The following is a 22,841-nucleotide window of genomic DNA, read 5'->3' on the forward strand; positions in this document are numbered from 1 at the left end:
TTCGTTGAACGTCAGCGCACTCGCACATAGGTGCCGGGTGCAGCCTCCATCGGTGGATAGTTCTGATTGCCGAGGGCCATGTGGGTTTCTTTCTGCGCCCCTGAGCGTGCCTGGACCCAACTCAGCCATTGGGTCCACCAGCTGCCGTCGACCTGCTTGGCGTCATAAAACCAGGCCCGTGGGTCGAGGCTCAGTTTGGCGCCTTCGATGAAATTGGCTTTTGGGTTGCTCGGCGGGTTGAGGATGCTCTGCACGTGGCCGCTGTTGGACAGCACGAAACGCCTGTCGCCGCCAAGCAGCAAGGTGGAGCGGTACACCGCATCCCACGGCGTGATGTGATCGTTTATGCCGGCCACGCTGAAGCTGTCGACCGTGACCTTCTGCAGGTCGATTGGCGTGCCGCACACCTCCAGCCCGCCGGGGTGAGTCAGCGGATTGTGTTTGAAGAAGTCCAGCAGATCGCCATGCAGCGCCGCTGGCAGACGGGTGTTGTCGTTGTTCCAATAGAGAATGTCGAAGGCCGGCGGTTCTTTGCCCAGCAGGTAATTGTTGACGAAGTAACTCCAGATCAGGTCGTTGGGACGCATCCAGGCGAACACCTTGGCCATGTCGCGGCCGTCCAGCACACCTTTCTGGTAAGAGCGACGCTTGGCAGCTTCCAGTGTCTGCTCATCGGCGAACAGGGTGGCGGGGGAGTCCATCTGACTGTCCAGCAGGCTGACCAGGTAGGTAGCGCTGGAGACCCGGCGCAGCTGGCGCTTGGCCTGCAGGTGACCTTGCAGCGCGGCAATGGTCAGGCCCCCGGCGCAGGCGCCCATGAGGTTGACCTCCCGCGCGCCGGTGATCGCCCGGCAAACGTTCATCGCTTCCTCGACAGCTTCAACGTAGGTCGAAAGACCCCATTCACGGTGACGTACATCGGGGTTGCGCCAGCTGATCATGAAGGTCTGCAGGCCGTTTTTCAGGGCGAACTGGACGAAGCTGTTGGCGGGGCTCAGGTCAAAGATGTAGTACTTGTTAATCTGCGGCGGCACCACCAGCAAGGGTTTCGAATACTGTTTCTCGCTCATCGGCCGGTACTGGATCAACTCCAGCAATTCATTGCGAAACACCACGGAGCCTGTGGTTGTCGCGACGGTTTTCCCGACTTCGAAGGCCTGTTTGGTGACTTGCCGGGGCAGGCCGTCGTTGTGCAGCAAGTCATCGACCAGATGGCTGATTCCGCGCACCAGGCTGTTGCCACCCGAGTTGAAGATTTCCTTGATTGCCAGCGGGTTGAGCAAAGAGTTGGAAGGTGCCACGGCGTCGTTGAGCAAGGCGAACGCGAAGTGCGCGCGGGCTCGATCGTCGGGGCTCAAATTGCTCTCGTCGATCCAGCTTTTGACTTGCTTCTGCCAGCTGAGATAGGCCTGCAGGCTGCGGCGGTAAAATGGATTGAGACTCCAAGCGGGGTCGGCAAACCGATTGTCCTGCGGGTTGGTCGGGTGCAGGGTTTCGCCCAACAGCACGCGACCCAACTGGCCGCCGAACTTCAACGCGTGCCGGGCACTGTGCAGCGGATTGCGCAAGCCGTGAGCGGCCACACTGCGCAAGGTCGACAGCATATCGCGGCCACGCAAGCCGGTAATCGCACTTTGTGCGTTGATGAACGCGGCGGGAGTGGGCAGGGAATCCCGCACTGGTTTTTCGCGCATGACTCAACACTCCTTCGTCTTCAGGCCAAAAACAAACTCACTGGACCAGAACACCATAGCCGCACTAACGGGTTGTTGCGCGGTACGGCGTCCTGCCGATTCCTTTTTGTGACCAAACGTCGGTGCCGGTTAACCGCCCAATGGCGCCGGATGCGGGTGCATCACTGCGCGCTGGCGTTCCTCTTCGAGGAATTTCATGATGATCGGCGCCACCGCTTCGGCCCTGGTGATCAGGAACAAATGACCGTCATCGATGATGTGCAGCTGAGCGTTGGGAATCCGCCAGGCCAGCAGGCGCATGTTGACCAGGGGGATCAATGGGTCGTCATCACCTGCCAGAACCAGGGTCGGCTGGTGAATTTTGTGCAGCCAGTGAATGCTGGTCCAGCCAAGGCCGGCGAACAGCTGCCAGTAATAGCCAAGCTTGCCCGCTGAACGGACTTTCGCCGCGTGGCTGGCCGCCAGGGTCGAATCGCGGCGGAACGAGCCGCCGTAAATCATCGGTGCGATACGGATCACATGGGACGGCTGGATGTAGCGCCTGGGGCTGGCCATCATCCACAGCACTTTGGGTTTACCCGGGACCATCACCGCACCGGCCGCAGTCGCAGCCAGGACGAGTTTCTTGCAGCGTTCGGGGTAGTCGTAGGCAAACTGTTGGGCCAGGGCGCCGCCCCAGGACACGCCGATCACGTTGACCCGGCCGTAGTCGAGGTAGTCGAGCATGCGTGCCGTGAGTTTCGCCAGGCCCGGAAAGCGGTAGGGCCGACTTGGCGTCGACGAGCCACCCACTCCCGGAACATCGAAGGCGATGACTTCCAGGTCCGGGTCCAGCGCCGCGACAAACGGAAATACCAGCTCCAGGTTGGCGCCGATGCCGTTGAAAATAAGCAAGGGCGTCAAATGAGGCTTGCCGGGGCGTACGGCGGTCCGGAGGGTCTGGCCATCCAGGTCGACGGTACGAAAAATGAACGGTTGCGGCATGCGTCAGGCCCTGTGGGTGAATTCATCCCCGAACCCCGTAGGAGCTGCCGAAGGCTGCGATCTTTGATCTTGATTTTGAAAACCAGGATCAAAAGATCGCAGCCTGCGGCAGCTCCTGCAGACCGAGGTGTATCGGTTACCGCTCGTGTACGTAAGTCCCCGGTGCAGCTTCGCCGGCGGTGAAGGTCTTGTTGCCCAGGCTGGTCGGCGATTTCTTCAGCTTGCCTGAACGCTCCGCCTGCCAGGCCTGCCAGTGCAGCCACCAGGAGTCAGTGTGCTTGGTGGAATTCTCCTGCCACTGCTCGGCGTTCACCGCCATTTCGCTGCTGGTCATGTAACGTGACTTTGGATTGCCAGGCGGGTTCAGAATGCTTTGGATGTGGCCGCTGCTCGACAGCACGAACTCGACGTTACCGCCGAACAGTTGCGCCGACTTGTAGCAGGACTTCCACGGCGTGATGTGGTCGTTGGTGCCGGCCAGGGAAAAGATGTCGGCCGTGACCTGCTTCAGATCGATGGCGGTGCCGCACACTTCCAGTGCATTCGGGCGGATCAGTGGGTTGTTTTTGAACATCTCGATCAGGTCGCCGTGGAAGGCGGCGGGCAATCTCGTGGTGTCGTTGTTCCAGAACAGGATGTCGAACACCGGCGGCTCGTTGCCCAGCAGGTAGTTATTGACCCAGTAGTTCCAGATCAGGTCGTTGGGGCGCATCCAGGCGAAGACTTTCGCCATGTCGCGGCCTTCCAGTACACCGGCCTGATAGGAGTGGCGCTTGGCGGCTTCGAGGGTTTGCTCGTCGACGAACAGCGCCACGTCGCTGTCCAGCGTCGTGTCCAGGACGCTGACCAGGAGCGTCAGGGCATTGACCTTCTTCTCGCCGATCGCGGCATAGTGGCCCAGCAGCGCAGTGCAGGTGATCCCGCCGGAGCAGGCGCCGAGCATGTTCACGTCCTTGCTGCCGGTGATAGCGGTGACGACGTCGACTGCTTCCTTGAGCGCTTCGATATAGGTCGACAGGCCCCACTCGCGCTGCTCCTTGGTCGGGTTGCGCCAGCTGACAATGAAGGTCTGCACGTTGTTGCGCAGGCAGAACCGCGCCAGGCTCTTGTCCGGACTGAGGTCGAATACATAGAACTTGTTGATTTGCGGTGGCACTACCAGCAGCGGGCGCTCGTGCACCTGCTCGGTGATAGGCCGGTACTGGATCAGCTCCAGTACGTCGTTGCGAAACACTACCGCGCCTTCGGTCACGCCCAGGCTCTTGCCCACTTCGAACGCACCCATGTTGACCTGGCTGGGCATGCCGCCGTTGTGTACCAGGTCCTTGGCCAGATGCGAGAGGCCGTCGAGCAGGCTTTTGCCCCCGGTTTCGAAAAAGCGTTTGACCGCCGCCGGGTTGGCTGCACTGTTGGTCGGGGCCATTGCCTCGGTCATGAGGTTGATGACGAAGTGCCCGCGGGCGACATCCTTGGGCGAAAGGCTGCTGTCGTCGATCCAGTCGTGGAGTTCCTTGCGCCACGCCAGGTAGGTTTGCAGATAACGTTTGTAGAGCGGGTTCTGGCTCCAGGCCGGGTCGGCGAAGCGGCGATCATCACCGGCAGGCTGGAGTTCGGATTTACCGAACAGGACATTCTTGAGTTCGAGGCCGAAATGGGCAACGTGCTTGACGCTGTGAATCGGTTGTTTGATGGCTTGGGTCAGCACCATTCGAGCTGAGCCCAGAAGATCCTTTCTACGCAGTCCAACGACAGGATTCAGCCCCAAGGTATTTTCCGAGGCCTGAGATTTCAGGTCATCGTTATTCTTGTTACTCATCTACGACGCTCCATTGTCCTGAGACGAGTACCTGAGTCCAGCTGTGTAGTCACACAGCAAATGCCAGGTACTACTACTCGGGTGACCGATAGTTCTGCACCACTGCTTTTATGCAGAGAGCACTGCAGGGAACTTGCCAGCTCCATTGGTTACCCGAGTTTAATTTTTTTCGCAAGCGGGCTAATCGTCGGCCCTGGAGCGGAGCATTCAAACAGATGAAATTAGAAAATGCCTTCTAATGAGCAAGAGGTGCGGACTAGAGCATCAGCCTGACGACGGATTGGTTCGGGTCGCGGGTTTTTCCGGCAGCCTTGAGCTCTGCAAGATAATCGTTCCAGAGGTCTTCCTGGCGCACGCCCAGCTGATACAGATATTCCCAGGTGAACAGGCCGCTGTCGTGGCCGTCATCGAAGGTCAATTTCAGTGCGTACTGACCGGCCGGTTCGACCTTGCTCAGGCCGACGCCGATCTTGCCAAATTGCAGGATGGGTTTGCCGTGGCCCTGGACCTCGGCGGAAGGGGAGTGCACGCGCAGGAATTCCGCGGGCAGGTGATGTTCCTCGCCGGACGCGTATTTCAGCGACAGGGTTTTCGAGGCTTTGTGCAGCTTGATGTCGGTGGGGAGTTGGGTCATGAAAGGTCGTCCGTCGGGTGACGCACCCTGTAGGAGCTGCCGCAGGCTGCGATCTTTTGATTTTTGACTCTACCAAAATCAAGATCAAAAGATCGCAGCCTGCGGCAGCTCCTACGGGGCGGCAGGTGACCTACAGGATATAACGGGACAGGTCTTCGTTCTGCGCCAATTCGCCCAGGTGGCTGTTGACGTATTCGGCGTCAATCATGATCACCTTGTCGTCGTGGGCGCTGGCGAGGTCGCCGGCACTGAACGACACTTCTTCAAGCAGGCGCTCCAGTAGCGTGTGCAAGCGACGGGCCCCGATGTTCTCGGTCTTTTCATTCACCTGCCAGGCGATCTCGGCGATGCGCTTGATCCCGTCCGGCTGGAACTCGATACCCAGGCCTTCGGTTTTCAACAGTGCGCAATATTGCTCGGTCAGGGACGCATGTGGCTCGCTGAGGATGCGCTCGAAGTCTTCTGGCGTCAGTGCCTTGAGCTCAACGCGGATCGGCAGGCGACCTTGCAGTTCCGGCACCAGGTCGCTCGGCTTGCTCAGGTGGAACGCACCCGAGGCGATGAACAGGATGTGATCGGTCTTGACCATGCCCAGCTTGGTATTGACGGTGCAGCCTTCGATCAGCGGCAGCAAGTCGCGCTGCACGCCTTCGCGAGAGACATCGACGCCGCCGGAGTTGCCGCGTTTGGCGACCTTGTCGATTTCGTCGATGAACACGATACCGTGCTGCTCAACCGCTTCCAGGGCCTTGGCCTTGAGCTCTTCGTCGTTGACCAGGCGCCCGGCCTCTTCGTCGCGCACCAGTTTCAGCGCTTCCTTGACCTTGAGCTTGCGCGCTTTTTTCTTGCCCTTGCCCATGTTGGCAAACAGGCTCTGCAGCTGGTTGGTCATCTCTTCCATGCCCGGCGGCGCGGAGATATCGACGCCGGCCGTTTCGGCGACTTCGATTTCAATCTCCTTGTCATCCAGCTGGCCTTCACGCAGGCGCTTGCGGAACAGCTGGCGGGTATTGGAGTCGGCAGGCGGAGCCGCTTCGTCACTGTTGAAGCCCGCGCGTGCCGGTGGCAGCAGGGCGTCAAGAATGCGCTCTTCGGCGGCGTCTTCGGCGCGGTGGCGAACCTTGGTCATTTCCTGTTCGCGCAGCAGTTTCATCGCGGCGTCAGCCAGGTCACGAATGATCGATTCGACATCGCGACCGACATAACCGACTTCGGTGAACTTGGTCGCTTCAACCTTGATGAACGGCGCGTTGGCGAGCTTGGCCAGGCGACGGGCGATTTCGGTCTTGCCGACACCGGTCGGGCCGATCATCAAAATGTTCTTGGGGGTTACTTCAACGCGCAGCTCTTCGGGCAGCTGCATCCGGCGCCAGCGATTACGCAGGGCGATGGCGACGGCGCGTTTGGCATCGTCCTGGCCGATGATATGGCGATTGAGTTCGTGGACGATTTCACGGGGAGTCATGGACATAATAATTGGCGGACCTCAAGCAAGAATGAGCCGTGGCACAAAGGCCGAAACAGGCTTATTCGGCGCAGTCCTGCTCCTCAATGGTCTGGGTGTGGTTGGTGAATACGCAGATGTCGCCAGCGATGCCGAGTGCGGTTTCGACGATTTCCCGGGCAGACAGGTCGGTCTTCTTCAGCAGCGCGCTTGCGGCGGCCTGGGCGTAACCGCCACCGGAACCCATGGCGATCAGGCCTTCTTCAGGCTCGACCACGTCGCCGTTGCCGGTGATGATCAGCGAAGCATCTTTGTTGGCCACTGCCAGCATGGCTTCGAGACGACTCAGAGTACGGTCGGTACGCCATTCTTTGGCGAGTTCGACAGCAGCGCGAACCAGGTGACCCTGATGTTTCTCAAGCTGACCTTCAAATCGCTCGAAAAGGGTGAAGGCGTCAGCCGTAGCCCCGGCAAAACCGGCGATAACCTGGCCGTGGTACAGGCGACGAACTTTCTTCGCGTTGCCTTTCATCACGGTATTGCCGAGAGAAACCTGGCCGTCGCCGCCCATGACGACTTTGCCGTGGCGGCGAACTGAAACGATGGTGGTCAAGGGAGAGTCTCCACGCAGCGGGGCGAAAATGCCTTATGGAAACTCATATGGGGGTGGTGACGGGTTTTTCAACTGCGGGGAGGGAGAGAGGACGAGCGGTGGACGATTCGCGTGTGGTGATGACGGTACAAATGTCACTGCGGGCAAGCCTTGCTCCCACAGGTTTGTGCGTTCCTGCGCGAGCTCGGCAGTGTGGGTAACCTTGCCACCACAGGTTGGGAGCAAGGCTTGCCCGCGATAAACGATAACGCAGTGTGGCTGACGAACTCAGCGGCTTTGGCGTTGTTGTAACAACAGGTTGCTGAAGCCGCTGCCCGCCAGTTGTTTCTGCGCGGTGGTCAGTTGTTCGCGATTGCTGAACGGCCCGACCAGCACCCGGTACCAGGTCTCGTCCTTCACGGTGCCGGACTCAACCGCCACGGCCTGGCCCAGCAGGATGATCTGCGCCCGAACCTTGTCTGCGTCAGCCTCCTTGCGGAACGAACCGGCCTGCAGGAAGAACTTGGTCACCGGTGCGGCCTTGCTTACCGGCGGCGCTGGTGGCGGGGTAATCCCGGCCAGTGCTGCCTGCGCCCGCGCAGTGTCGATCTTGGCGGCTTGCTCCGGCGTCACCGGAGTGGTCGGAGTCGCGGGCACCTGGGGTGTCGGCAAGGTTTTTTCCGGCACGGCATCAGCAGGCACTATGACTTCCGATTCCGGCAGCAACGTGTAGAAGTCGTACTTTGGCTTCACCGGTTGCGTCGGGCTCGGGGGGGTCTTGTTGGCCTCGGCGATCCGGGTGGCTTTCTGTTGCTCAATCTTCTCGCGCTTGACGCTCTCGCTGCCTTTGCCAGGCTCCAGTTTCATCAGGAATACAATGAACGCACCGACCGTCAGGCCGATGGCCATCCACAGCCATCCCGGGATCGGTTGCTTGGCAGGTGCCTGGTAACGGCTGGCGCCACGCTTGGGTGCAGGTTTTTTCTTGGCAGCCAACTTACATACGCTCCAGAGTTTCCAGACCCAAGAGTTCCAGGCCTTGCTTGAGAGTGCGACCGGTCAGCGCGGCGAGGCGCAGGCGGCTCTGCATTTGCGCCGGGGTTTCGGCGCTGAGAATCGGGCAGTTCTCGTAGAAGCTGGAGAACAGGCCCGCGACATCGTACAGGTAGGTGCACAGAATGTGCGGCGTGCCTTTGTCGCAAACGTTATTGAGGACTTCACCGAACTGCGCCAGCTTGGCCGCCAGTTCGTGCTCATGGACGGCTTCCAGGGTGATCTGGCCTTCGACTTCGCTGAAATCCTTGCCCAGCTTGCGGAACACGCCAGCCACGCGGGTGTACGCGTACAGCAGGTACGGCGCGGTGTTGCCTTCGAAATTCAGCATCAGGTCGAAGTTGAAGCTGTAGTCGCTGGTGCGGTGCTTGGACAGGTCGGCGTATTTTACCGCGCCGATGCCCACCACCTTGGCGATGTTGCGCAGCTCGGTTTCGGCCAGCTCCGGGTTCTTGTCCTTGACCAGGGTGTAGGCGCGTTCCTGGGCCTCGGTCAGCAGGTCGATCAGTTTCACGGTGCCGCCATCGCGGGTCTTGAATGGACGGCCGTCAGCGCCGTTCATGGTGCCGAAGCCCATGTGTTCCATTTCCATCGGATGGGTCACGAAGCCGGCCTTGCGGGCCACGGCGAACACTTGCTGGAAGTGCAGGGCCTGGCGCTGGTCGACGAAGTACAGGGCGCGATCAGCCTTGAGCTTGCCGCTGCGATAGCGCACGGCCGCCAGGTCGGTGGTGGCGTACAGGTAGCCGCCATCGGCCTTGACGATGATCACCGGCAGCGGGTCGCCGTCGGCGTTTTTGAATTCGTCGAGGAACACGCACTGGGCGCCGTTGCTCTCCACCAGCATGCCGGCAGCCTTGAGGTCGTTGACCACGTTGATCAGGTCGTCGTTGTAGGCGCTTTCGCCCATCACGTCGGCCATGGTCAGCTTGACGTTCAGCAACTCGTAGATTTTCTGGCAGTGGGACAAGGAGATGTCTTTGAACTTGGTCCACAACGCCAGGCATTCCGGGTCGCCGGCTTGCAGCTTGACCACCAGGCCGCGGGCACGGTCGGCGAACTCTTCGGATTCGTCGAAACGGCCCTTGGCGGCGCGGTAGAAGTTTTCCAGGTCCGACAGTTCGTCGCTGGTAATCGGGTTTTCCTGCAGATAAGCCATCAACATGCCGAACTGGGTGCCCCAGTCGCCAACGTGGTTCTGACGGATCACGTCGTCGCCGAGGAACTCCAGGACGCGAGCCACGCCGTCGCCAATGATGGTCGAGCGCAAATGGCCGACGTGCATTTCCTTGGCGAGGTTGGGCGCGGACAGGTCGACCACGGTGCGTTGGGTCGGGCCTGCCTTGCGCACACCGATGTTTGCGTCTGCCAAGGCCGCGTCAAGCCGCGAGGCCAGGGCCTGGGTGTTCTGGAAGAAGTTCAGGAAGCCCGGGCCGGCGATTTCGGTCTTGGTGATGTTTTCATCGGATGGCAGCGCGGCGATGATTTTTTCCGCCAGGTCGCGGGGCTTCATGCCTGCCGGTTTGGCCAGCATCATGGCGATGTTGCTGGCGAAGTCGCCGTTCTTCTTGTCGCGGGAGTTTTCCACCTGGATCGCCGGCGACAGGCCTTCAGGCAACACACCTTCGTTGACGAGTTGGGTGATGGCTTGTTGGATCAGCTGGCGAATGGTGTCTTTCATGATGCTCTCTTTCGACCGCAAGCGCGGCAGCGCCTGGATGCGCGGGTGGAAAAACTGGGCATTATCCGTGGCGGAGACGGGCTTGCCAACTATAGCGGGCAGGTTATGGATATGCGGTGACAAAAGCGGCAAAGATCGCAGCCTTCGGCAGCTCCTACAGAGAAGCGCGACCGGGGTAGGAGCTGCCGAAGGCTCGGGCCGCGTTCGGACGATCTTTTGACCTTCAATACAAATCGACGGGATCGACATCCAGCGACCAGCGCACCGCTCGCCCACTCGGCATCTGCTCCAGCGCCAACAACCAGCTGCTCAGCAGCCGATGCAGCGGCGCGCGGGCTGTCGCCTGCAACAATAGCTGAGCGCGATACCGGCCCGCGCGCCGCTCCATGGGTGCGGGCACCGGCCCGAGCAGCTCAATGCCGGTCAAATTCTGCTCAGCCAGCAAACGCTCGGCCTCGCTGCATGCTTCGTCAAGAAAGCCTTCGGCCTGCCCCGGTTTGTGTGCCTCTGCGCGCAACAGCGCCAGGTGGGCAAAGGGTGGCAAGCCCGCCGAACGCCGCTCGCTCAATGCTTGCTCGGCAAAAGCGAAATAACCCTGCTCGGTCAGTTGCACCAGCAGCGGATGATCGGCCAGGTGAGTCTGGATGATCACTCTGCCAGGTTCCTCGGCACGCCCGGCGCGCCCGGCGACCTGCACTATCAGCTGGGCCATGCGTTCGCTGGCGCGGAAGTCGCCGGAAAACAGGCCGCCGTCGGCATCCAGGATCGACACCAGGGTCACCCTGGGAAAGTGATGACCTTTGGCAAGCATCTGCGTGCCCACCAGAATGCACGGCTGGCCTTTCTGGATGGTCGCGAACAACTGGTTCATGGCGTCCTTGCGCGAGGTGCTGTCGCGGTCTACACGCAGCACCGGCACCTCTGGAAACAGAATCGCCAGTCGCTCTTCGGCGCGCTCGGTGCCAGCCCCTACCGGGCGCAAATCCACTTTGGCGCATTTCGGGCAATGCCGAGGCACGCGTTCGACATAGCCGCAATGGTGGCAGCGCAGTTCGCCGGAGCGTTGGTGCACGGTCATTCGCGCATCACAGCGTTGGCATTCAGACATCCAGCCGCAGTCGTGGCACAGCAGAGTCGGGGCAAAACCCCGACGGTTGAGAAATACCAATACCTGTTGCCCGGCAGCCAGGGTCTGGCCGATTGCCTGCTGCATGGGGCCGGAAATACCACTGTCCAGCGGACGGCTCTTTACGTCCAGGCGCAGGAAGCGCGGTTGCTTGGCGCCACCGGCGCGCTCGTTCAGGCGCAGCAGCCCGTAACGGCCGGTGTAGGCATTGTGCAGGCTCTCCAGCGAAGGCGTGGCCGAACCGAGGACGATCGGGATGTTTTCCTGGCGGGCGCGCACCAGCGCCAGGTCGCGAGCGTGATAACGCAGACCTTCCTGCTGTTTATAGGAGCCGTCGTGCTCTTCGTCGATGATGATCAGCCCGGGGTTTTTCATCGGAGTGAACAGTGCCGAGCGGGTGCCGATAATAATGTCGGCATCGCCATCCCGGGCGGCGAGCCAGGCTTCGAGGCGTTCGCGGTCGTTGATCCCCGAGTGAATCAGCGCGATGCGTGCATTGAAACGTTGCTCGAAGCGCGCGAGGGTTTGCGGTCCCAGGTTGATTTCCGGGATCAGCACCAATGCCTGCTTGCCGGCTTCAAGGGTTTCGCGGATGAGTTGCAGATAGACTTCGGTTTTGCCGCTGCCTGTAACGCCCGCCAGCAGGAACGCGTGATAACTGTCGAAGCCGGCGCGAATGGCTTCATAGGCCGCACGTTGCTCGGGGTTGAGCGGCAGCTCCGGCTGGGCCAGCCAGTGTTCGTGACGGGCGCCCGGGGCATGCTTGCGGATTTCCACCTGCACCAGGTCCTTGGCCAGCAGCAGATCCAGGCTGTCCTTGCTCAGCATCAACTTGCTCAGCAGCTGGTGGGCCACGCCGTGGGGATGCTGGGCCAGGGTAGCCAGGGCCTCGCGCTGTCGCGGGGCGCGAGCGATACGCGGGTCATCGAGGCTGGCCCCGGGTGCGGCCGACCAGAAGCGCTCCTGGCGCGCTTCGGCCAGCTCACCCTGGCGCAGCAGCACGGGCAGCGCCCAGCTCAAGGTGTCGCCGAGGCTATGCTGGTAGTACTGGGAGGTCCACAGGCACAGCTTGAACAGTGCCGGCGGCAAAGGCGCGGTGACGTCGAGCAGGGCCAGGGCCGGCTTGAGCTTGTCGATAGGCACTTCGCTGGTGTCGGTGACTTCTACCAGGATCCCGATCATCTCCCGGCGGCCAAACGGCACCCGCAGGCGCATGCCCGGTTGCAACTGGGCACGCAAGACCCCGGCGGGAGCACGGTAATCGAACAGGCGGCGCAGGGGCGAAGGCAGGGCTAGGCGCAAAATGGCGTCGGGCACGCGGGGGAGTCTCTGTGGGCGAGCAATAAATGCAGGCTGGGCATGAAACCTGTGTGGGCGGGCTTGCTCGCGAAAGCGTTGACTCGGACGCCATGGTGCTAACGGATACAGCGCTTTCGCGAGCAAGCCCGCTCCTGCAGGGAGGGTGCTTTAAGTCGCGAGCCTAGCAGACGGTCGGTAGAAGGGACAGCTTGCGTGATCGGGATTGTCTGGTAGAATCCGCGGCCTAATTACGTGCGGTATTCAACAATAGTGTTGAGTGGCGGCACGCTAGCCTGAGGAATACACCATGAAAGCCGATATCCATCCAGCATACGAAACCATCCTGGTAACTTGCAGCTGCGGTAACAAGTTCGAAACTCGTTCGAACCTGTGCAAGCCACTGGGCACTGACGTATGCAACGAGTGCCACCCGTTCTACACCGGTAAGCAGAAGACTCTGGATACTGGCGGCCGTGTACAGCGCTTCGCAGACCGTTTCGGCGCTTTCGGCAAGAAAGCTCCTGCTGCTGCAGAGTAAGGTTGAAACGCCCTTTGGGCCTTTCCTTGCTGTTGAAAAAGGCGTCCCTCGCGGGCGCCTTTTTTGTGTCCGCGATTTGGCTTTCCGGCGCCCAGGCCTTCTGCCCTGCACCCGGCAGCCTGGCACCGGCCCAGGTGCAGCGAGTAGTCGACGGCGACACGTTGCGGCTGACCGATGGCCGCAATGTGCGGATGATCGGCTTGAACACTCCAGAGCTTGGCAAGAAAGGCCGCGCTGACGAGCCCTTCGCTGTCGCGGCGCGCAAGCGTCTGGAGGCCCTGGTAGCGGCGAGCGCCGGGCGGGTCGGTCTGCTTCCCGGAAAAGAGCGTAAAGACCGCTACGGCCGAACCCTGGCCCATGTCTACGGTGCCGAGGGTGCCAATCTTGAAGCGCAAATGCTTGCCGAGGGCCTGGGTTTTCAGGTGGCGGTGGCGCCTAATGTCGAGCTGGCGGCCTGCCAGCAAGCCGCCGAGCAAAGTGCTCGCCAGGCCAGACTCGGGTTATGGCGCCAGTCCCCTGTGATTGAAGCAGGGCAAATCAGAGGTTCCGGGTTTGCCGTTGTGGGTGGCGTTGTGAGCAAGGTTCAGCGCAACGGCGGCGGAATCTGGATCGAGTTGCAGGATTCAGTTGTGCTGCGGGTTGCGCCCAATCTGCTGAAGCGCTTCGACATGTCGACGCTGGAGCAACTGCAGGGCAGGCAGGTCGAGGCTCGAGGTTGGGTGGTTGACAGGTCGCGACGTGGCGGATTGAAAAACGGACAGGCGCGCTGGTTATTGCCATTGACCGATCCGGTGATGCTTAAGACGTCGCCCTGAAAAAAATTGTAGACATTTTTTCAGTCGATTGTGAACAGTCTATCCCTTGTGTTCCGTGGCTCTTGGCCCAAAGTCGTAAGCCGCAGCGCTTGACAGGGGTGACTGGTCAGTCTTGTGGGGACTTTACGAGGCGCGTATCCTCGCTGACCAGTCTGTCCAACAGTAAAAAGCGGAATGCCCCCATGTCTGATCTGAAAACTGCCGCTCTCGAATATCACGCCCATCCTCGTCCAGGTAAGCTGAGTGTCGAGCTCACCAAGGCCACCGCTACCGCCCGCGACCTGTCGCTGGCCTACAGCCCCGGCGTAGCCGAACCAGTGCGCGAAATCGCCCGCGATCCTGAACTGGCCTACAAATACACCGGCAAGGGCAACCTGGTTGCAGTGATTTCCGATGGCACCGCGATTCTGGGCCTGGGTAACCTCGGCCCATTGGCTTCCAAGCCAGTGATGGAAGGCAAGGGTGTACTGTTCAAGCGCTTCGCCGGCATCGACGTTTTCGACATCGAAGTCGACTCCGAAAGCCCGCAAGCCTTCATCGACACCGTCAAGCGCATCTCCATCACTTTCGGTGGCATTAACCTGGAAGACATCAAGGCACCTGAATGCTTTGAGATCGAGCGCGCGCTGATCGAACAGTGCGACATTCCAGTATTCCACGATGACCAGCACGGCACCGCGATCGTTACCGCGGCCGGCATGATCAACGCACTGGAAATCGCCGGCAAGACCCTGGCAGAAGCCAAGATCGTCTGCCTGGGCGCCGGTGCGGCCGCCATCTCCTGCATGAAATTGCTTGTGAGCATGGGCGCCAACATCGAAAACATCTATATGGTTGACCGTACCGGTGTAATCCACTCCGGCCGTGACGACCTGAACCAGTACAAGGCCGTGTTTGCCCACGCTACCGAAAAACGCACCTTGGCTGACGCCCTGGCCGGTGCTGATGTGTTCGTGGGTCTGTCTGGTCCGAACCTGTTGAGCGCTGAAGGCCTGAAGTCCATGGCGGCCAACCCGATCGTGTTCGCGTGCTCGAACCCTGATCCGGAAATCTCCCCGGAACTGGCGCACGCTACCCGTGACGACGTGATCATGGCCACCGGCCGTTCGGACTACCCGAACCAGGTCAACAACGTACTGGGCTTCCCGTTCATCTTCCGCGGTGCCCTGGACGTTCGCGCCAAGCGCATCAACGAAGAAATGAAAGTGGCGGCGGCCAATGCCCTGCGTGAACTGGCCAAATTGCCGGTGCCTCAGGAAGTGTGTGACGCCTATGGCGGCATCAAGCTGGAATTCGGTCGTGAGTACATCATCCCGAAACCAATGGATGCTCGCCTGATCACCGTCATCTCCGATGCCGTGGCCAAGGCCGCGATCGAGACCGGCGTAGCGACCCTGCCGTATCCGAAGAACTACCCGCTGAAAAGCGTGGATGATGTGTTCAACGGCTAAGCCGTAGCGCTCAGGAAAACCCGGTCAGTGGCCGGGTTTTTTATTGCCCGGACATTCTAAAGATCGCAGCCTTCGGCAGTGCCTGCAGGAGATCACGTTCCCCTGTAGGCGCTGCCGAAGGCTGCGATCTCTTGATCCTGGCTGTAAAAAAGCCCCGCGCTTCTCTCGAAGGCGGGGCTTTTGGTTTGCGCTACCTGATCAGAACAAATCGATCGGCGCACCTTCATCCGCAGGCAGCGGGCTGCCTGGCGCAGAGCCGCTTCCCAGCTCGCTGCCAGTCGGTGGCGTGTCTTCGGCCTTGAAGAGCTCGAAGTAGGCGCCAGGCGTGCCGGGGGAGGCTGCGCGGCCGCTGACCGGATCAACCCGCAGGCTCAGGATGCCTTCCGGTTCAGGTTGAGTGTGCGGCGGCTTGTCCTTCAACGCGGCGGCCATGTAGTTCATCCAGATCGGCAGTGCTACGGTGCCGCCGAATTCCTTGCGACCCAGGCTCTCAGGCTGGTCGAAGCCGGTCCAGACGGTGGTCACGTAGTCGGCGTTGTAGCCGGAGAACCAGGCGTCCTTGGATTCGTTGGTGGTACCGGTTTTGCCTGCAATGTCACTGCGGCCCAAAGCCAGTGCGCGGCGACCGGTGCCGCGCTTGATCACGTCTTCGAGCATGCTGTTGAGGATATAGGTGGTGCGGCCATCGACGATGCGTTCAGCCACTGCAGGCGACTGCGCAGGTTGGGTACTTGAGGCGTCCGCAGGCGTTGCATTGACCGTGAAAGCGCTGGCCGCTGGTGCCGCGATGCCATCGCTGACGACTTCGCCCTTGGGCACGCTTGGCGGGTTGGCAGCGAACAGCAGGTCGCCGTTACGGCTCTCGACCTTTTCGATCAGGTACGGGCTCACTTTGTAGCCGCCGTTGGCAAAGGTGCTCCAGCCGGTGGCAATTTCCATTGGCGTCAGGGTCGCGGTGCCCAGGGCCAGGGACAGGTTGCGCGGCAAGTCTTCTTTCTTGAAGCCGAACTTGCTGATGTAGTCGATGGTGCGGTCGATACCCAATGCCTGCACCAGGCGGATCGACACCAGGTTGCGCGACTTGTACAGGCCTTCACGCAGGCGAATCGGGCCGAGGAACGTGTTGGTGTCGTTCTTCGGGCGCCAGACCTTGTCCAGGTATTCGTCAACGAACACGATCGGTGCATCGTTCACCAGGCTGGCGGCGGTGTAGCCATTATCCAGCGCGGCGCTGTAGACGAACGGCTTGAAGCTCGAGCCCGGCTGACGCTTGGCCTGCATGGCGCGGTTGTAATTGCTCTGTTCGAAAGCAAAACCACCTACCAGCGAGCGAATGGCGCCGTTTTGCGGGTCGAGGGACACCAGTGCGCCCTGGGCCTGGGGAATCTGGCTGAACTTCAGCGAGTTGTCAGGCTGGCGCTGCACGCGCACCAGGTCGCCGACCTGGGCTACATCAGCTGGCTGCTTCGGATTGGCGCCCATGCTGTTGGTGTTGAGGAACGGTCGTGCCCATTTCATCGTGTCCCAGCTGACGTGCTCCTCGCCGGTGCGGGTCAGCACCTGCAGGCCGTTCTTGTCGACCTGTATGACGATGGCCGGTTCAAGGCTGCTGATGGTGCGTTGCTTGGTCAGTTCGGTTGCCCAGGCTTCGCGGGTTTTGCCCGGCAGGCGCGATTCAGGGCCGCGATAACCGTGGCGCTGATCGTAGGTGATCAGGCCTTCGTGAAGCGCCGTGTTGGCCATTTCCTGCAGGTTGCTTGGCACCGTGGTGGTCACGCGGAACCCTTCGGTATAAGCGTCGCTGCCATAGCGGCCGACCATTTCGGCGCGGGCCATCTCGGCAATATAGGGGGCGTTCACTTCCGGTGTCGGGACGTGATAACTGGCGTTGAGCGGCTCGTTGATCGCGGCGGTGTAGTCGGCTTCGGTGATCTTGCCCAGCTTGTACATGCGCCCCAGGATCCAGTCACGCCGCTCTTTGCTGCGCGCCGGGTTGGCCAGCGGATTGAAGCGCGAAGGGGCCTTGGGCAGGCCCGCAATCATCGCCATCTGCGCCAGGCTGACGTCACGGATCGACTTGCCGTAGTACACCTGCGCAGCGGCTTCAATGCCGTAGGCGCGGTTACCCAGGTAGATTTTGTTAACGTACAGCTCGAGGATCTCGTCCTTGGTCAGCTGGCGTTCAATTTGCAGGGCCAGGAGAATTTCGGTGGTCTTGCGTGAGAAGCTGCGCTCGCTGGTCAGGAAGAAGTTCTTTGCCACCTGCATGGTGATGGTGCTGCCGCCGGACTGGATATGGCCGCTTTTCACCAGTTGGGTGGCGGCACGCATCAGGCTGCTCGGATCGACGCCATAGTGGTTGGCGAAATTATCGTCTTCAGCACTCAGTAATGCGTTAATGAAATTCGGCGGAATGTCTGCAAAACGGATCGGAGTCCGGCGCATTTCGCCAAATTCTGCAATCAACTTGTCGTCACTGCTGTATACCCGTAGCGGAATCTGCAACTGAATGCTTCTCAGTGCCTCCACAGACGGCAATCCGGGGCTAAGGTAAAGATAGGCGCCACTCAGACTCAGGAGCAGTCCGCAGAAAACGGCGACGACGGACCAACCGAAAAATTTCAGCAGACGAATCAAGGCGTTTGGATATCCAGGAAAAGAATGAATTTGGCACCAGGGACTGGTGAAAAGAGTAATGTCCCGAGCTTGAAGTAAAAACTGGTAAAAAATCGCTGGGCATTATAAGCATTTTTCCGTCGCAGGGCGTCATTTGCGCTGCTGTCAAGACGGGCGGGTTGAACGCAATGGACATTATAGAGTCCGTAACTCACGGATAGTCATAGGGAATGGGTAGTGCTAGGACTCTTCAATAAAAAGGCCAATACGCTTCTGGGGATCGACATCAGCTCCACGTCGGTGAAGCTTCTGGAGTTAAGTCGTCAAGGCGAGCGCTACCGGGTTGAGGCCTATGCAGTCGAGCCGCTGCCCGCCAATGCAGTCATCGAAAAAAATATCGCTGAACTCGAAGGTGTCGGGCAGGCGTTGTCGCGCGTGCTGATCAAGGCCAGGACCAATCTCAGGAATGTGGCGGTGGCGGTGGCCGGCTCGGCGGTCATCACCAAGACAATCGAGATGGATGCCGGCCTCTCCGACGACGAGCTGGAAAACCAGCTGAAGATCGAGGCCGATCAATACATTCCCTATCCCCTGGACGAAGTCGCCATCGACTTCGAAGTCCAGGGGCCTTCGGTGCGAAACCCGGCACGAGTCAATGTGCTGCTGGCCGCCTGCCGCAAGGAAAATGTCGAAGTCCGTGAGGCTGCCCTGGCACTGGCCGGCCTTACCGCGCGGGTGGTCGATGTCGAGGCCTATGCACTGGAGCGCTCGTTCGGCCTGCTGACTGGCCATCTGGCCAGCCCCCAGGGGCAGTTGACCGTGGCCGTGGTCGACATCGGTGCAACCATGACCACCCTCAGTGTTTTGCACAAAGGGCGAATTATCTACACCCGCGAGCAGTTGTTCGGGGGGCGTCAGTTGACTGAAGAAATCCAGCGTCGCTACGGCCTTACCCTTGAGCAGGCAGGACTGGCGAAAAAACAGGGTGGCCTGCCGGACGATTACGTCAGTGAGGTGTTGCAACCGTTTCGCGAGGCGCTGGTGCAACAGGTCTCCCGTTCGTTGCAGTTTTTCTTCGCGTCGGGCCAATACAATGCGGTTGACCACATCCTGCTGGCCGGCGGCACGGCGTCAGTTCCGGGGCTGGACCGCTTGATCGAGCAGCGCCTGAATACGCCGACCCAGGTGGCCAATCCATTTTCCGACATGACCCTGAGCAGCAAGGTCAACGCCGGTGCCCTGGCCAGTGATGCGCCGGCACTGATGATCGCTTGCGGGCTGGCACTCAGGAGTTTTGACTGATGGCGCGGATCAATCTTCTACCCTGGCGCGAGGAACTGCGCGAGGAACGCCGCAAACGCTTCCTGGTGACCCTCGTTGGGGTCCTGGTGGGCTCCGTGGGGGCGGTGCTGATTGCGGACCAGGTCATCACAGCTGCCGTTGACCGCCAGCTCGCGCGCAACGATTACATCGGCAAACAGATTGCCGTTGTCGATGAGCGGATAAAGCAGATCAGCGACTTGAAGGCACGCCGCCAGCAGCTCATCGAGCGCATGCGCATCATCCAGGACCTGCAGGGCAATCGGCCAATCAGCGGGCGGATATTCGACCAGCTGGCGCGCACGTTGCCGGACGGTGTGTATTTCACCGAAGTCAAAATGGTCGGCACTACCTTGTCCATTACCGGTGCTGCCGAGTCCAATAATCGCGTGTCTGACCTGATGCGCAATCTTGACGGCTCCGACTGGTTCGATGCCCCCAGCCTGACCGAGGTCAAGGCCACTACGGCGGGTCAGCTCGACCAGGCGAACGTCTTCCAGTTGACGGTTCGACAGACCCAGCCCGCCGCTGTGGAGGACGGTCAATGAGTCCATCGCAATGGTTTGCCGGACTGCGCAACGTTGATATCAATGACCTGGACACCAACAACATCGGCTCATGGCCGCCGGCGATCAAGGCGATCGCGGGTGGGCTGCTGATGGTGCTGGTGCTGGCCCTGGGGTATCACTTTTACCTCAGCGACCTGGAAACCCAGCTGGACAGCAAGCGTGAGGAGGAGCTGACACTCAAGGAGCAATTCACCTCCAAGGCCCGTATGGCCGCGAATCTCGAGCTGTACACCCAGCAGATGAAAGAGATGGAAAACTCCTTTGGCGTGCTGCTGCGCCAACTGCCCAGCGACACCGAGGTGCCGGGCCTGCTGGAGGACATTACTCGCACCGGGCTCGGAAGTGGGCTGGAGTTTGAAGAGATCAAGTTGCTGCCGGAAGTTACCCAGCAGTTCTACATTGAACTACCGATCCAGATAACCGTGACCGGGGCCTATCACGACTTGGCCACCTTCGTCAGCGGAGTGGCCGGCTTGCCCCGGATCGTCACGCTGCATGACTTCGACATTGCTGGGGCCGACCCGGATGGCGGGACGAAGTTACGCATGAGTATCCTTGCCAAGACCTACCGCTATAACGACAAGGGGGCGCCGAAATGAGCCCGATCCGTTGTTTGGCCATGGTGCTCGTAGTGCTCGGGTTGGCTGGCTGTGGCAAGGGCGACGACGTCAGCGATCTCGATGCCTACATGAACGAAGTTCGCCTGCGCCCACCGGGGAAGATAGAGCCAACGCCGACGTTCCGCTCCTACCCGACGTTCACCTATAGCGCCGCCAACCTGCGAAGCCCGTTTTCCCGGCAGGTCAGGGTGGACCTGGCTGGCCAGAAGCACGGCTCGCGTAACGTCAAGCCTGATCCTGCCCGGGCCAAGCAGTACCTGGAAGGTTTCAACATAGAGCAGTTTGAGATGGTCGGCACGATTTCCAATGCAACCGGTTCCTTTGCGCTGCTGCGCGGGGCTGGCGGCGTGCATCGGCTGAAGGTCGGTGACTATCTTGGGCGCAACGATGGGCGCATTGTCGCCATCAGCGGCTCGCAGGTCGACGTGATCGAAATCGTCCCCGACGGCCAGGGAGCCTGGCTGGAACGGCCGCGAACCATACCTTTGAAAGAGCATTCATAGTGGGACTCGAATCATGAACAGGATTTTCTCAGCCCTCGGTATTTCGCTATGGATAGCGCTGCTTTCGCCGATGGCACAAGCGGCCAATCTGAAGACGCTGGACGTTGCCGCACTGCCTGGGGACCGCATCGAGTTGAAGCTGTCATTCGATGGCACGCCTCCCACGCCCAAGGGCTATACCACCGAGTCACCGGCGCGGATCGCACTCGACCTGCCCGGGGTGGTCAGCCAGCTGGCCAGCAAGACCCGCGACCTGGGTGGCGGCAATGCCCGCAGTGCCACGGTGGTGGAAGCCAAGGACCGGACGCGGCTGATTATCAACCTTACGCAGTTGTCCCCCTATACCTCGCGGGTCGAAGGCAACACCCTGTTTGTGGTTGTCGGCCAGGGCGCCAGCAAGGCTGCATCGCGACCGGTCGCCAGCGCGCCGCGTGCCGTTACTTCGCCGGCCCCGGCGAAAGCCTACGCGCCGGTAGCCAAGGCTATCCGCAGCGTTGACTTCCAGCGTGGCACCCAGGGCGAGGGCAATGTGGTCATCGACCTGTCCGATCCATCCATCGCCCCGGACATTCAAGAGCGCGAGGGCAAGATCATCCTTGGCTTCGCCCGAACCCAGCTGCCAGAGTCCCTGCGAGTCCGCCTGGACGTGAAGGATTTCGCCACGCCGGTGCAATTCGTCAATGCCAGTGCCACCGGGGACCGTGCGACCATCAGCATCGAACCCAGTGGCGCGTTCGACTACTCGACCTATCAGACGGACAACAAGCTCACCGTCAGCATTCGGGCGATGACGGTCGACGACCTGCAAAAACGCAATGCGGAGCGCTTCGCCTATAGCGGCGAGAAGCTTTCGCTGAATTTCCAGGACATCGATGTGCGCTCGGTGCTGCAGTTGATTGCCGACTTCACCAACCTCAATCTGGTGGCCAGTGACACGGTCCAGGGCGGCATTACCCTGCGCCTGCAAAATGTGCCGTGGGACCAGGCGCTGGACCTGGTGCTGAAGACCAAGGGCCTGGACAAGCGCATGGTCGGCAACGTCTTGCTGGTTGCGCCGGCGGAGGAAATTGCCGCTCGCGAGCGCCAGGAGCTGGAGTCACAAAAGCAGATCGCCGAACTGGCCCCCCTGCGTCGCGAGCTGCTGCAGGTCAACTACGCCAAGGCTGCCGACATCGCCAAGCTGTTCCAGTCGGTCACCAGTGCCGAAGCGAAAGTCGACGAGCGTGGTTCGATCACCGTCGATGAGCGCACCAACAACATCATTGCCTACCAGACCCAGAATCGTCTCGACGAACTGCGTCGCATCGTGGCGCAGCTGGATATTCCGGTGCGTCAGGTGATGATCGAGGCGCGAATTGTCGAGGCCAACGTCGATTACGACAAGAGTCTCGGCGTGCGCTGGGGTGGTTCGGTGCAGAAGGGCAACTGGAACTCCTCGGGGGTCAACGGCTCGTCCACCACCATCGGTACACCGGGCAGCACGGGCACCAATTCGCCTTTCGTCGACCTGGGGACCTCGGCTAACACCTCGGGAATCGGCATCGCGTTCATTACCGATAACGTGTTGCTCGACCTGGAACTGACGGCGATGGAAAAAACCGGCAACGGCGAAATCGTCTCGCAACCCAAGGTCGTCACCTCCGACAAGGAAACCGCGAAGATCCTCAAGGGCACCGAGATTCCGTATCAGGAAGCCAGTTCCAGCGGTGCCACATCCGTGTCCTTCAAGGAGGCATCGCTGTCGCTGGAAGTGACCCCGCAGATCACCCCGGACAACCGGATCATCATGGAGGTCAAGGTCACCAAGGATGAGCCGGATTACCTGAACAAGGTGCAGGACGTACCGCCGATCAAGAAAAACGAGGTCAATGCCAAGGTGTTGGTCAACGATGGCGAGACCATCGTCATTGGTGGCGTTTTCTCAAATACTCAAAGCAAGGTTGTAGATAAGGTGCCATTTCTCGGCGATGTGCCGTATCTTGGCCGCCTTTTCCGGCGTGACGTGGTTTCGGAGAAAAAATCCGAGCTGTTGGTGTTTCTCACACCGCGTATCATGAATAACCAGGCGATTGCTGTGAGTCGTTGA

General features: G+C 60.5%; 18 protein-coding genes. 8 read left to right on the plus strand and 10 right to left on the minus strand.

Going from position 1 to position 22,841, the window contains the following annotated elements; genetic code table 11:
* Positions 1 to 11: 11 nt before the first annotated feature.
* The 9 genes from phaC (AAEZ05_RS17330) to AAEZ05_RS17370 all read right to left on the minus strand — a co-directional run bounded on the left by phaC (AAEZ05_RS17330) (position 12) and on the right by AAEZ05_RS17370 (position 12,341).
* Positions 12 to 1,694, minus strand: coding sequence for a class II poly(R)-hydroxyalkanoic acid synthase (phaC, locus tag AAEZ05_RS17330; RefSeq protein WP_350598034.1), 1,683 nt, complete (start codon positions 1,692 to 1,694; stop codon positions 12 to 14).
* A gap of 129 nt (positions 1,695 to 1,823) precedes the next feature.
* Positions 1,824 to 2,678: a poly(3-hydroxyalkanoate) depolymerase gene (gene phaZ, locus AAEZ05_RS17335; RefSeq protein ID WP_045061952.1), complete on the minus strand. Its 855-nt coding sequence runs from the start codon at positions 2,676 to 2,678 to the stop codon at positions 1,824 to 1,826.
* A gap of 136 nt (positions 2,679 to 2,814) precedes the next feature.
* Complete coding sequence (gene phaC / locus AAEZ05_RS17340; protein ID WP_045061951.1) at positions 2,815 to 4,494, minus strand: class II poly(R)-hydroxyalkanoic acid synthase; 1,680 nt, start codon at positions 4,492 to 4,494, stop codon at positions 2,815 to 2,817.
* Between the two features lie 256 nt (positions 4,495 to 4,750).
* Positions 4,751 to 5,128 carry a gamma-butyrobetaine hydroxylase family protein gene (locus AAEZ05_RS17345; RefSeq protein ID WP_045061950.1) on the minus strand — a complete coding sequence of 126 codons (378 nt, stop codon included), beginning with the start codon at positions 5,126 to 5,128 and terminating at the stop codon, positions 4,751 to 4,753.
* Positions 5,129 to 5,258: 130 nt separating this feature from the next.
* Complete coding sequence (gene hslU / locus AAEZ05_RS17350; RefSeq protein WP_205893441.1) at positions 5,259 to 6,599, minus strand: ATP-dependent protease ATPase subunit HslU; 1,341 nt, start codon at positions 6,597 to 6,599, stop codon at positions 5,259 to 5,261.
* A gap of 55 nt (positions 6,600 to 6,654) precedes the next feature.
* Positions 6,655 to 7,185 carry an ATP-dependent protease subunit HslV gene (gene hslV / locus AAEZ05_RS17355; RefSeq protein ID WP_007948954.1) on the minus strand — a complete coding sequence of 177 codons (531 nt, stop codon included), beginning with the start codon at positions 7,183 to 7,185 and terminating at the stop codon, positions 6,655 to 6,657.
* 267 nt (positions 7,186 to 7,452) lie between these two features.
* The gene (locus tag AAEZ05_RS17360; protein ID WP_350648245.1) at positions 7,453 to 8,160 is read right to left on the minus strand and encodes an SPOR domain-containing protein; all 708 of its coding nucleotides are present in this window, start codon (positions 8,158 to 8,160) and stop codon (positions 7,453 to 7,455) included.
* A gap of 1 nt (position 8,161) precedes the next feature.
* Positions 8,162 to 9,898 (minus strand): arginine--tRNA ligase, encoded by a 1,737-nt coding sequence (argS, locus tag AAEZ05_RS17365; protein ID WP_045061947.1) that lies wholly within the window; start codon positions 9,896 to 9,898, stop codon positions 8,162 to 8,164.
* Positions 9,899 to 10,121: 223 nt separating this feature from the next.
* Positions 10,122 to 12,341, minus strand: coding sequence for a primosomal protein N' (locus AAEZ05_RS17370; protein WP_205893440.1), 2,220 nt, complete (start codon positions 12,339 to 12,341; stop codon positions 10,122 to 10,124).
* 289 nt (positions 12,342 to 12,630) lie between these two features.
* On the opposite strand from AAEZ05_RS17370, the gene rpmE reads away from it, so the two are divergent.
* From rpmE to AAEZ05_RS17385, 3 genes are all read left to right on the plus strand, one after another.
* On the plus strand, positions 12,631 to 12,861 hold the full coding sequence (rpmE, locus tag AAEZ05_RS17375; RefSeq protein WP_045061944.1) for a 50S ribosomal protein L31: 231 nt from the start codon (positions 12,631 to 12,633) through the stop codon (positions 12,859 to 12,861).
* A 26-nt stretch (positions 12,862 to 12,887) separates the two neighbouring features.
* The gene (locus tag AAEZ05_RS17380; RefSeq protein WP_350648310.1) at positions 12,888 to 13,676 is read left to right on the plus strand and encodes a thermonuclease family protein; all 789 of its coding nucleotides are present in this window, start codon (positions 12,888 to 12,890) and stop codon (positions 13,674 to 13,676) included.
* A 182-nt stretch (positions 13,677 to 13,858) separates the two neighbouring features.
* Positions 13,859 to 15,127, plus strand: a complete 1,269-nt coding sequence (locus AAEZ05_RS17385) for a malic enzyme-like NAD(P)-binding protein (RefSeq protein WP_045061943.1) — start codon at positions 13,859 to 13,861, stop codon at positions 15,125 to 15,127.
* A gap of 198 nt (positions 15,128 to 15,325) precedes the next feature.
* On the opposite strand, the gene AAEZ05_RS17390 is transcribed toward AAEZ05_RS17385, so the two are convergent.
* On the minus strand, positions 15,326 to 17,761 hold the full coding sequence (locus tag AAEZ05_RS17390; protein ID WP_414704659.1) for a penicillin-binding protein 1A: 2,436 nt from the start codon (positions 17,759 to 17,761) through the stop codon (positions 15,326 to 15,328).
* 219 nt (positions 17,762 to 17,980) lie between these two features.
* Here AAEZ05_RS17390 and AAEZ05_RS17395 point away from each other — a divergent pair, with 219 nt between their 5' ends.
* The 5 genes from AAEZ05_RS17395 to AAEZ05_RS17415 are packed head-to-tail and all read left to right on the plus strand — an operon-like array spanning position 17,981 to position 22,841.
* A complete protein-coding gene (locus AAEZ05_RS17395) occupies positions 17,981 to 19,045 on the plus strand; it encodes a pilus assembly protein PilM (protein WP_045061941.1) in 1,065 nt (354 codons plus the stop codon).
* Entirely contained in the window at positions 19,045 to 19,611 is a 567-nt protein-coding gene (locus AAEZ05_RS17400) for a PilN domain-containing protein (protein WP_045061940.1), read from the plus strand. The genes AAEZ05_RS17395 and AAEZ05_RS17400 overlap by 1 nt, the downstream gene beginning before the upstream one ends.
* On the plus strand, positions 19,608 to 20,231 hold the full coding sequence (pilO, locus tag AAEZ05_RS17405; protein ID WP_045061939.1) for a type 4a pilus biogenesis protein PilO: 624 nt from the start codon (positions 19,608 to 19,610) through the stop codon (positions 20,229 to 20,231). Before AAEZ05_RS17400 ends, pilO begins: the two co-directional genes overlap by 4 nt.
* Complete coding sequence (locus AAEZ05_RS17410; RefSeq protein WP_045061938.1) at positions 20,228 to 20,755, plus strand: pilus assembly protein PilP; 528 nt, start codon at positions 20,228 to 20,230, stop codon at positions 20,753 to 20,755. Before pilO ends, AAEZ05_RS17410 begins: the two co-directional genes overlap by 4 nt.
* 13 nt (positions 20,756 to 20,768) lie before the next feature.
* Positions 20,769 to 22,841, plus strand: coding sequence for a type IV pilus secretin PilQ (locus AAEZ05_RS17415; RefSeq protein ID WP_205893439.1), 2,073 nt, complete (start codon positions 20,769 to 20,771; stop codon positions 22,839 to 22,841).

The sequence above is a fragment of the Pseudomonas sp. HY13-MNA-CIBAN-0226 genome (assembly GCF_040310305.1).
Taxonomy (GTDB): domain Bacteria; phylum Pseudomonadota; class Gammaproteobacteria; order Pseudomonadales; family Pseudomonadaceae; genus Aquipseudomonas; species Aquipseudomonas gregormendelii.

Bases quoted from the DNA above. Each gene is read 5' to 3' on its own strand.
- phaC (WP_350598034.1), bottom strand. From the start codon at position 1,694: ATGCGCGAAAAACCAGTGCGGGATTCCCTGCCCACTCCCGCCGCGTTC.
- rpmE (WP_045061944.1), top strand. From the start codon at position 12,631: ATGAAAGCCGATATCCATCCAGCATACGAAACCATCCTGGTAACTTGC.
- AAEZ05_RS17345 (WP_045061950.1), bottom strand. From the start codon at position 5,128: ATGACCCAACTCCCCACCGACATCAAGCTGCACAAAGCCTCGAAAACC.
- hslU (WP_205893441.1), bottom strand. From the start codon at position 6,599: ATGTCCATGACTCCCCGTGAAATCGTCCACGAACTCAATCGCCATATC.
- phaZ (WP_045061952.1), bottom strand. From the start codon at position 2,678: ATGCCGCAACCGTTCATTTTTCGTACCGTCGACCTGGATGGCCAGACC.
- AAEZ05_RS17400 (WP_045061940.1), top strand. From the start codon at position 19,045: ATGGCGCGGATCAATCTTCTACCCTGGCGCGAGGAACTGCGCGAGGAA.
- AAEZ05_RS17410 (WP_045061938.1), top strand. From the start codon at position 20,228: ATGAGCCCGATCCGTTGTTTGGCCATGGTGCTCGTAGTGCTCGGGTTG.
- AAEZ05_RS17385 (WP_045061943.1), top strand. From the start codon at position 13,859: ATGTCTGATCTGAAAACTGCCGCTCTCGAATATCACGCCCATCCTCGT.
- argS (WP_045061947.1), bottom strand. From the start codon at position 9,898: ATGAAAGACACCATTCGCCAGCTGATCCAACAAGCCATCACCCAACTC.
- AAEZ05_RS17415 (WP_205893439.1), top strand. From the start codon at position 20,769: ATGAACAGGATTTTCTCAGCCCTCGGTATTTCGCTATGGATAGCGCTG.
- phaC (WP_045061951.1), bottom strand. From the start codon at position 4,494: ATGAGTAACAAGAATAACGATGACCTGAAATCTCAGGCCTCGGAAAAT.
- pilO (WP_045061939.1), top strand. From the start codon at position 19,608: ATGAGTCCATCGCAATGGTTTGCCGGACTGCGCAACGTTGATATCAAT.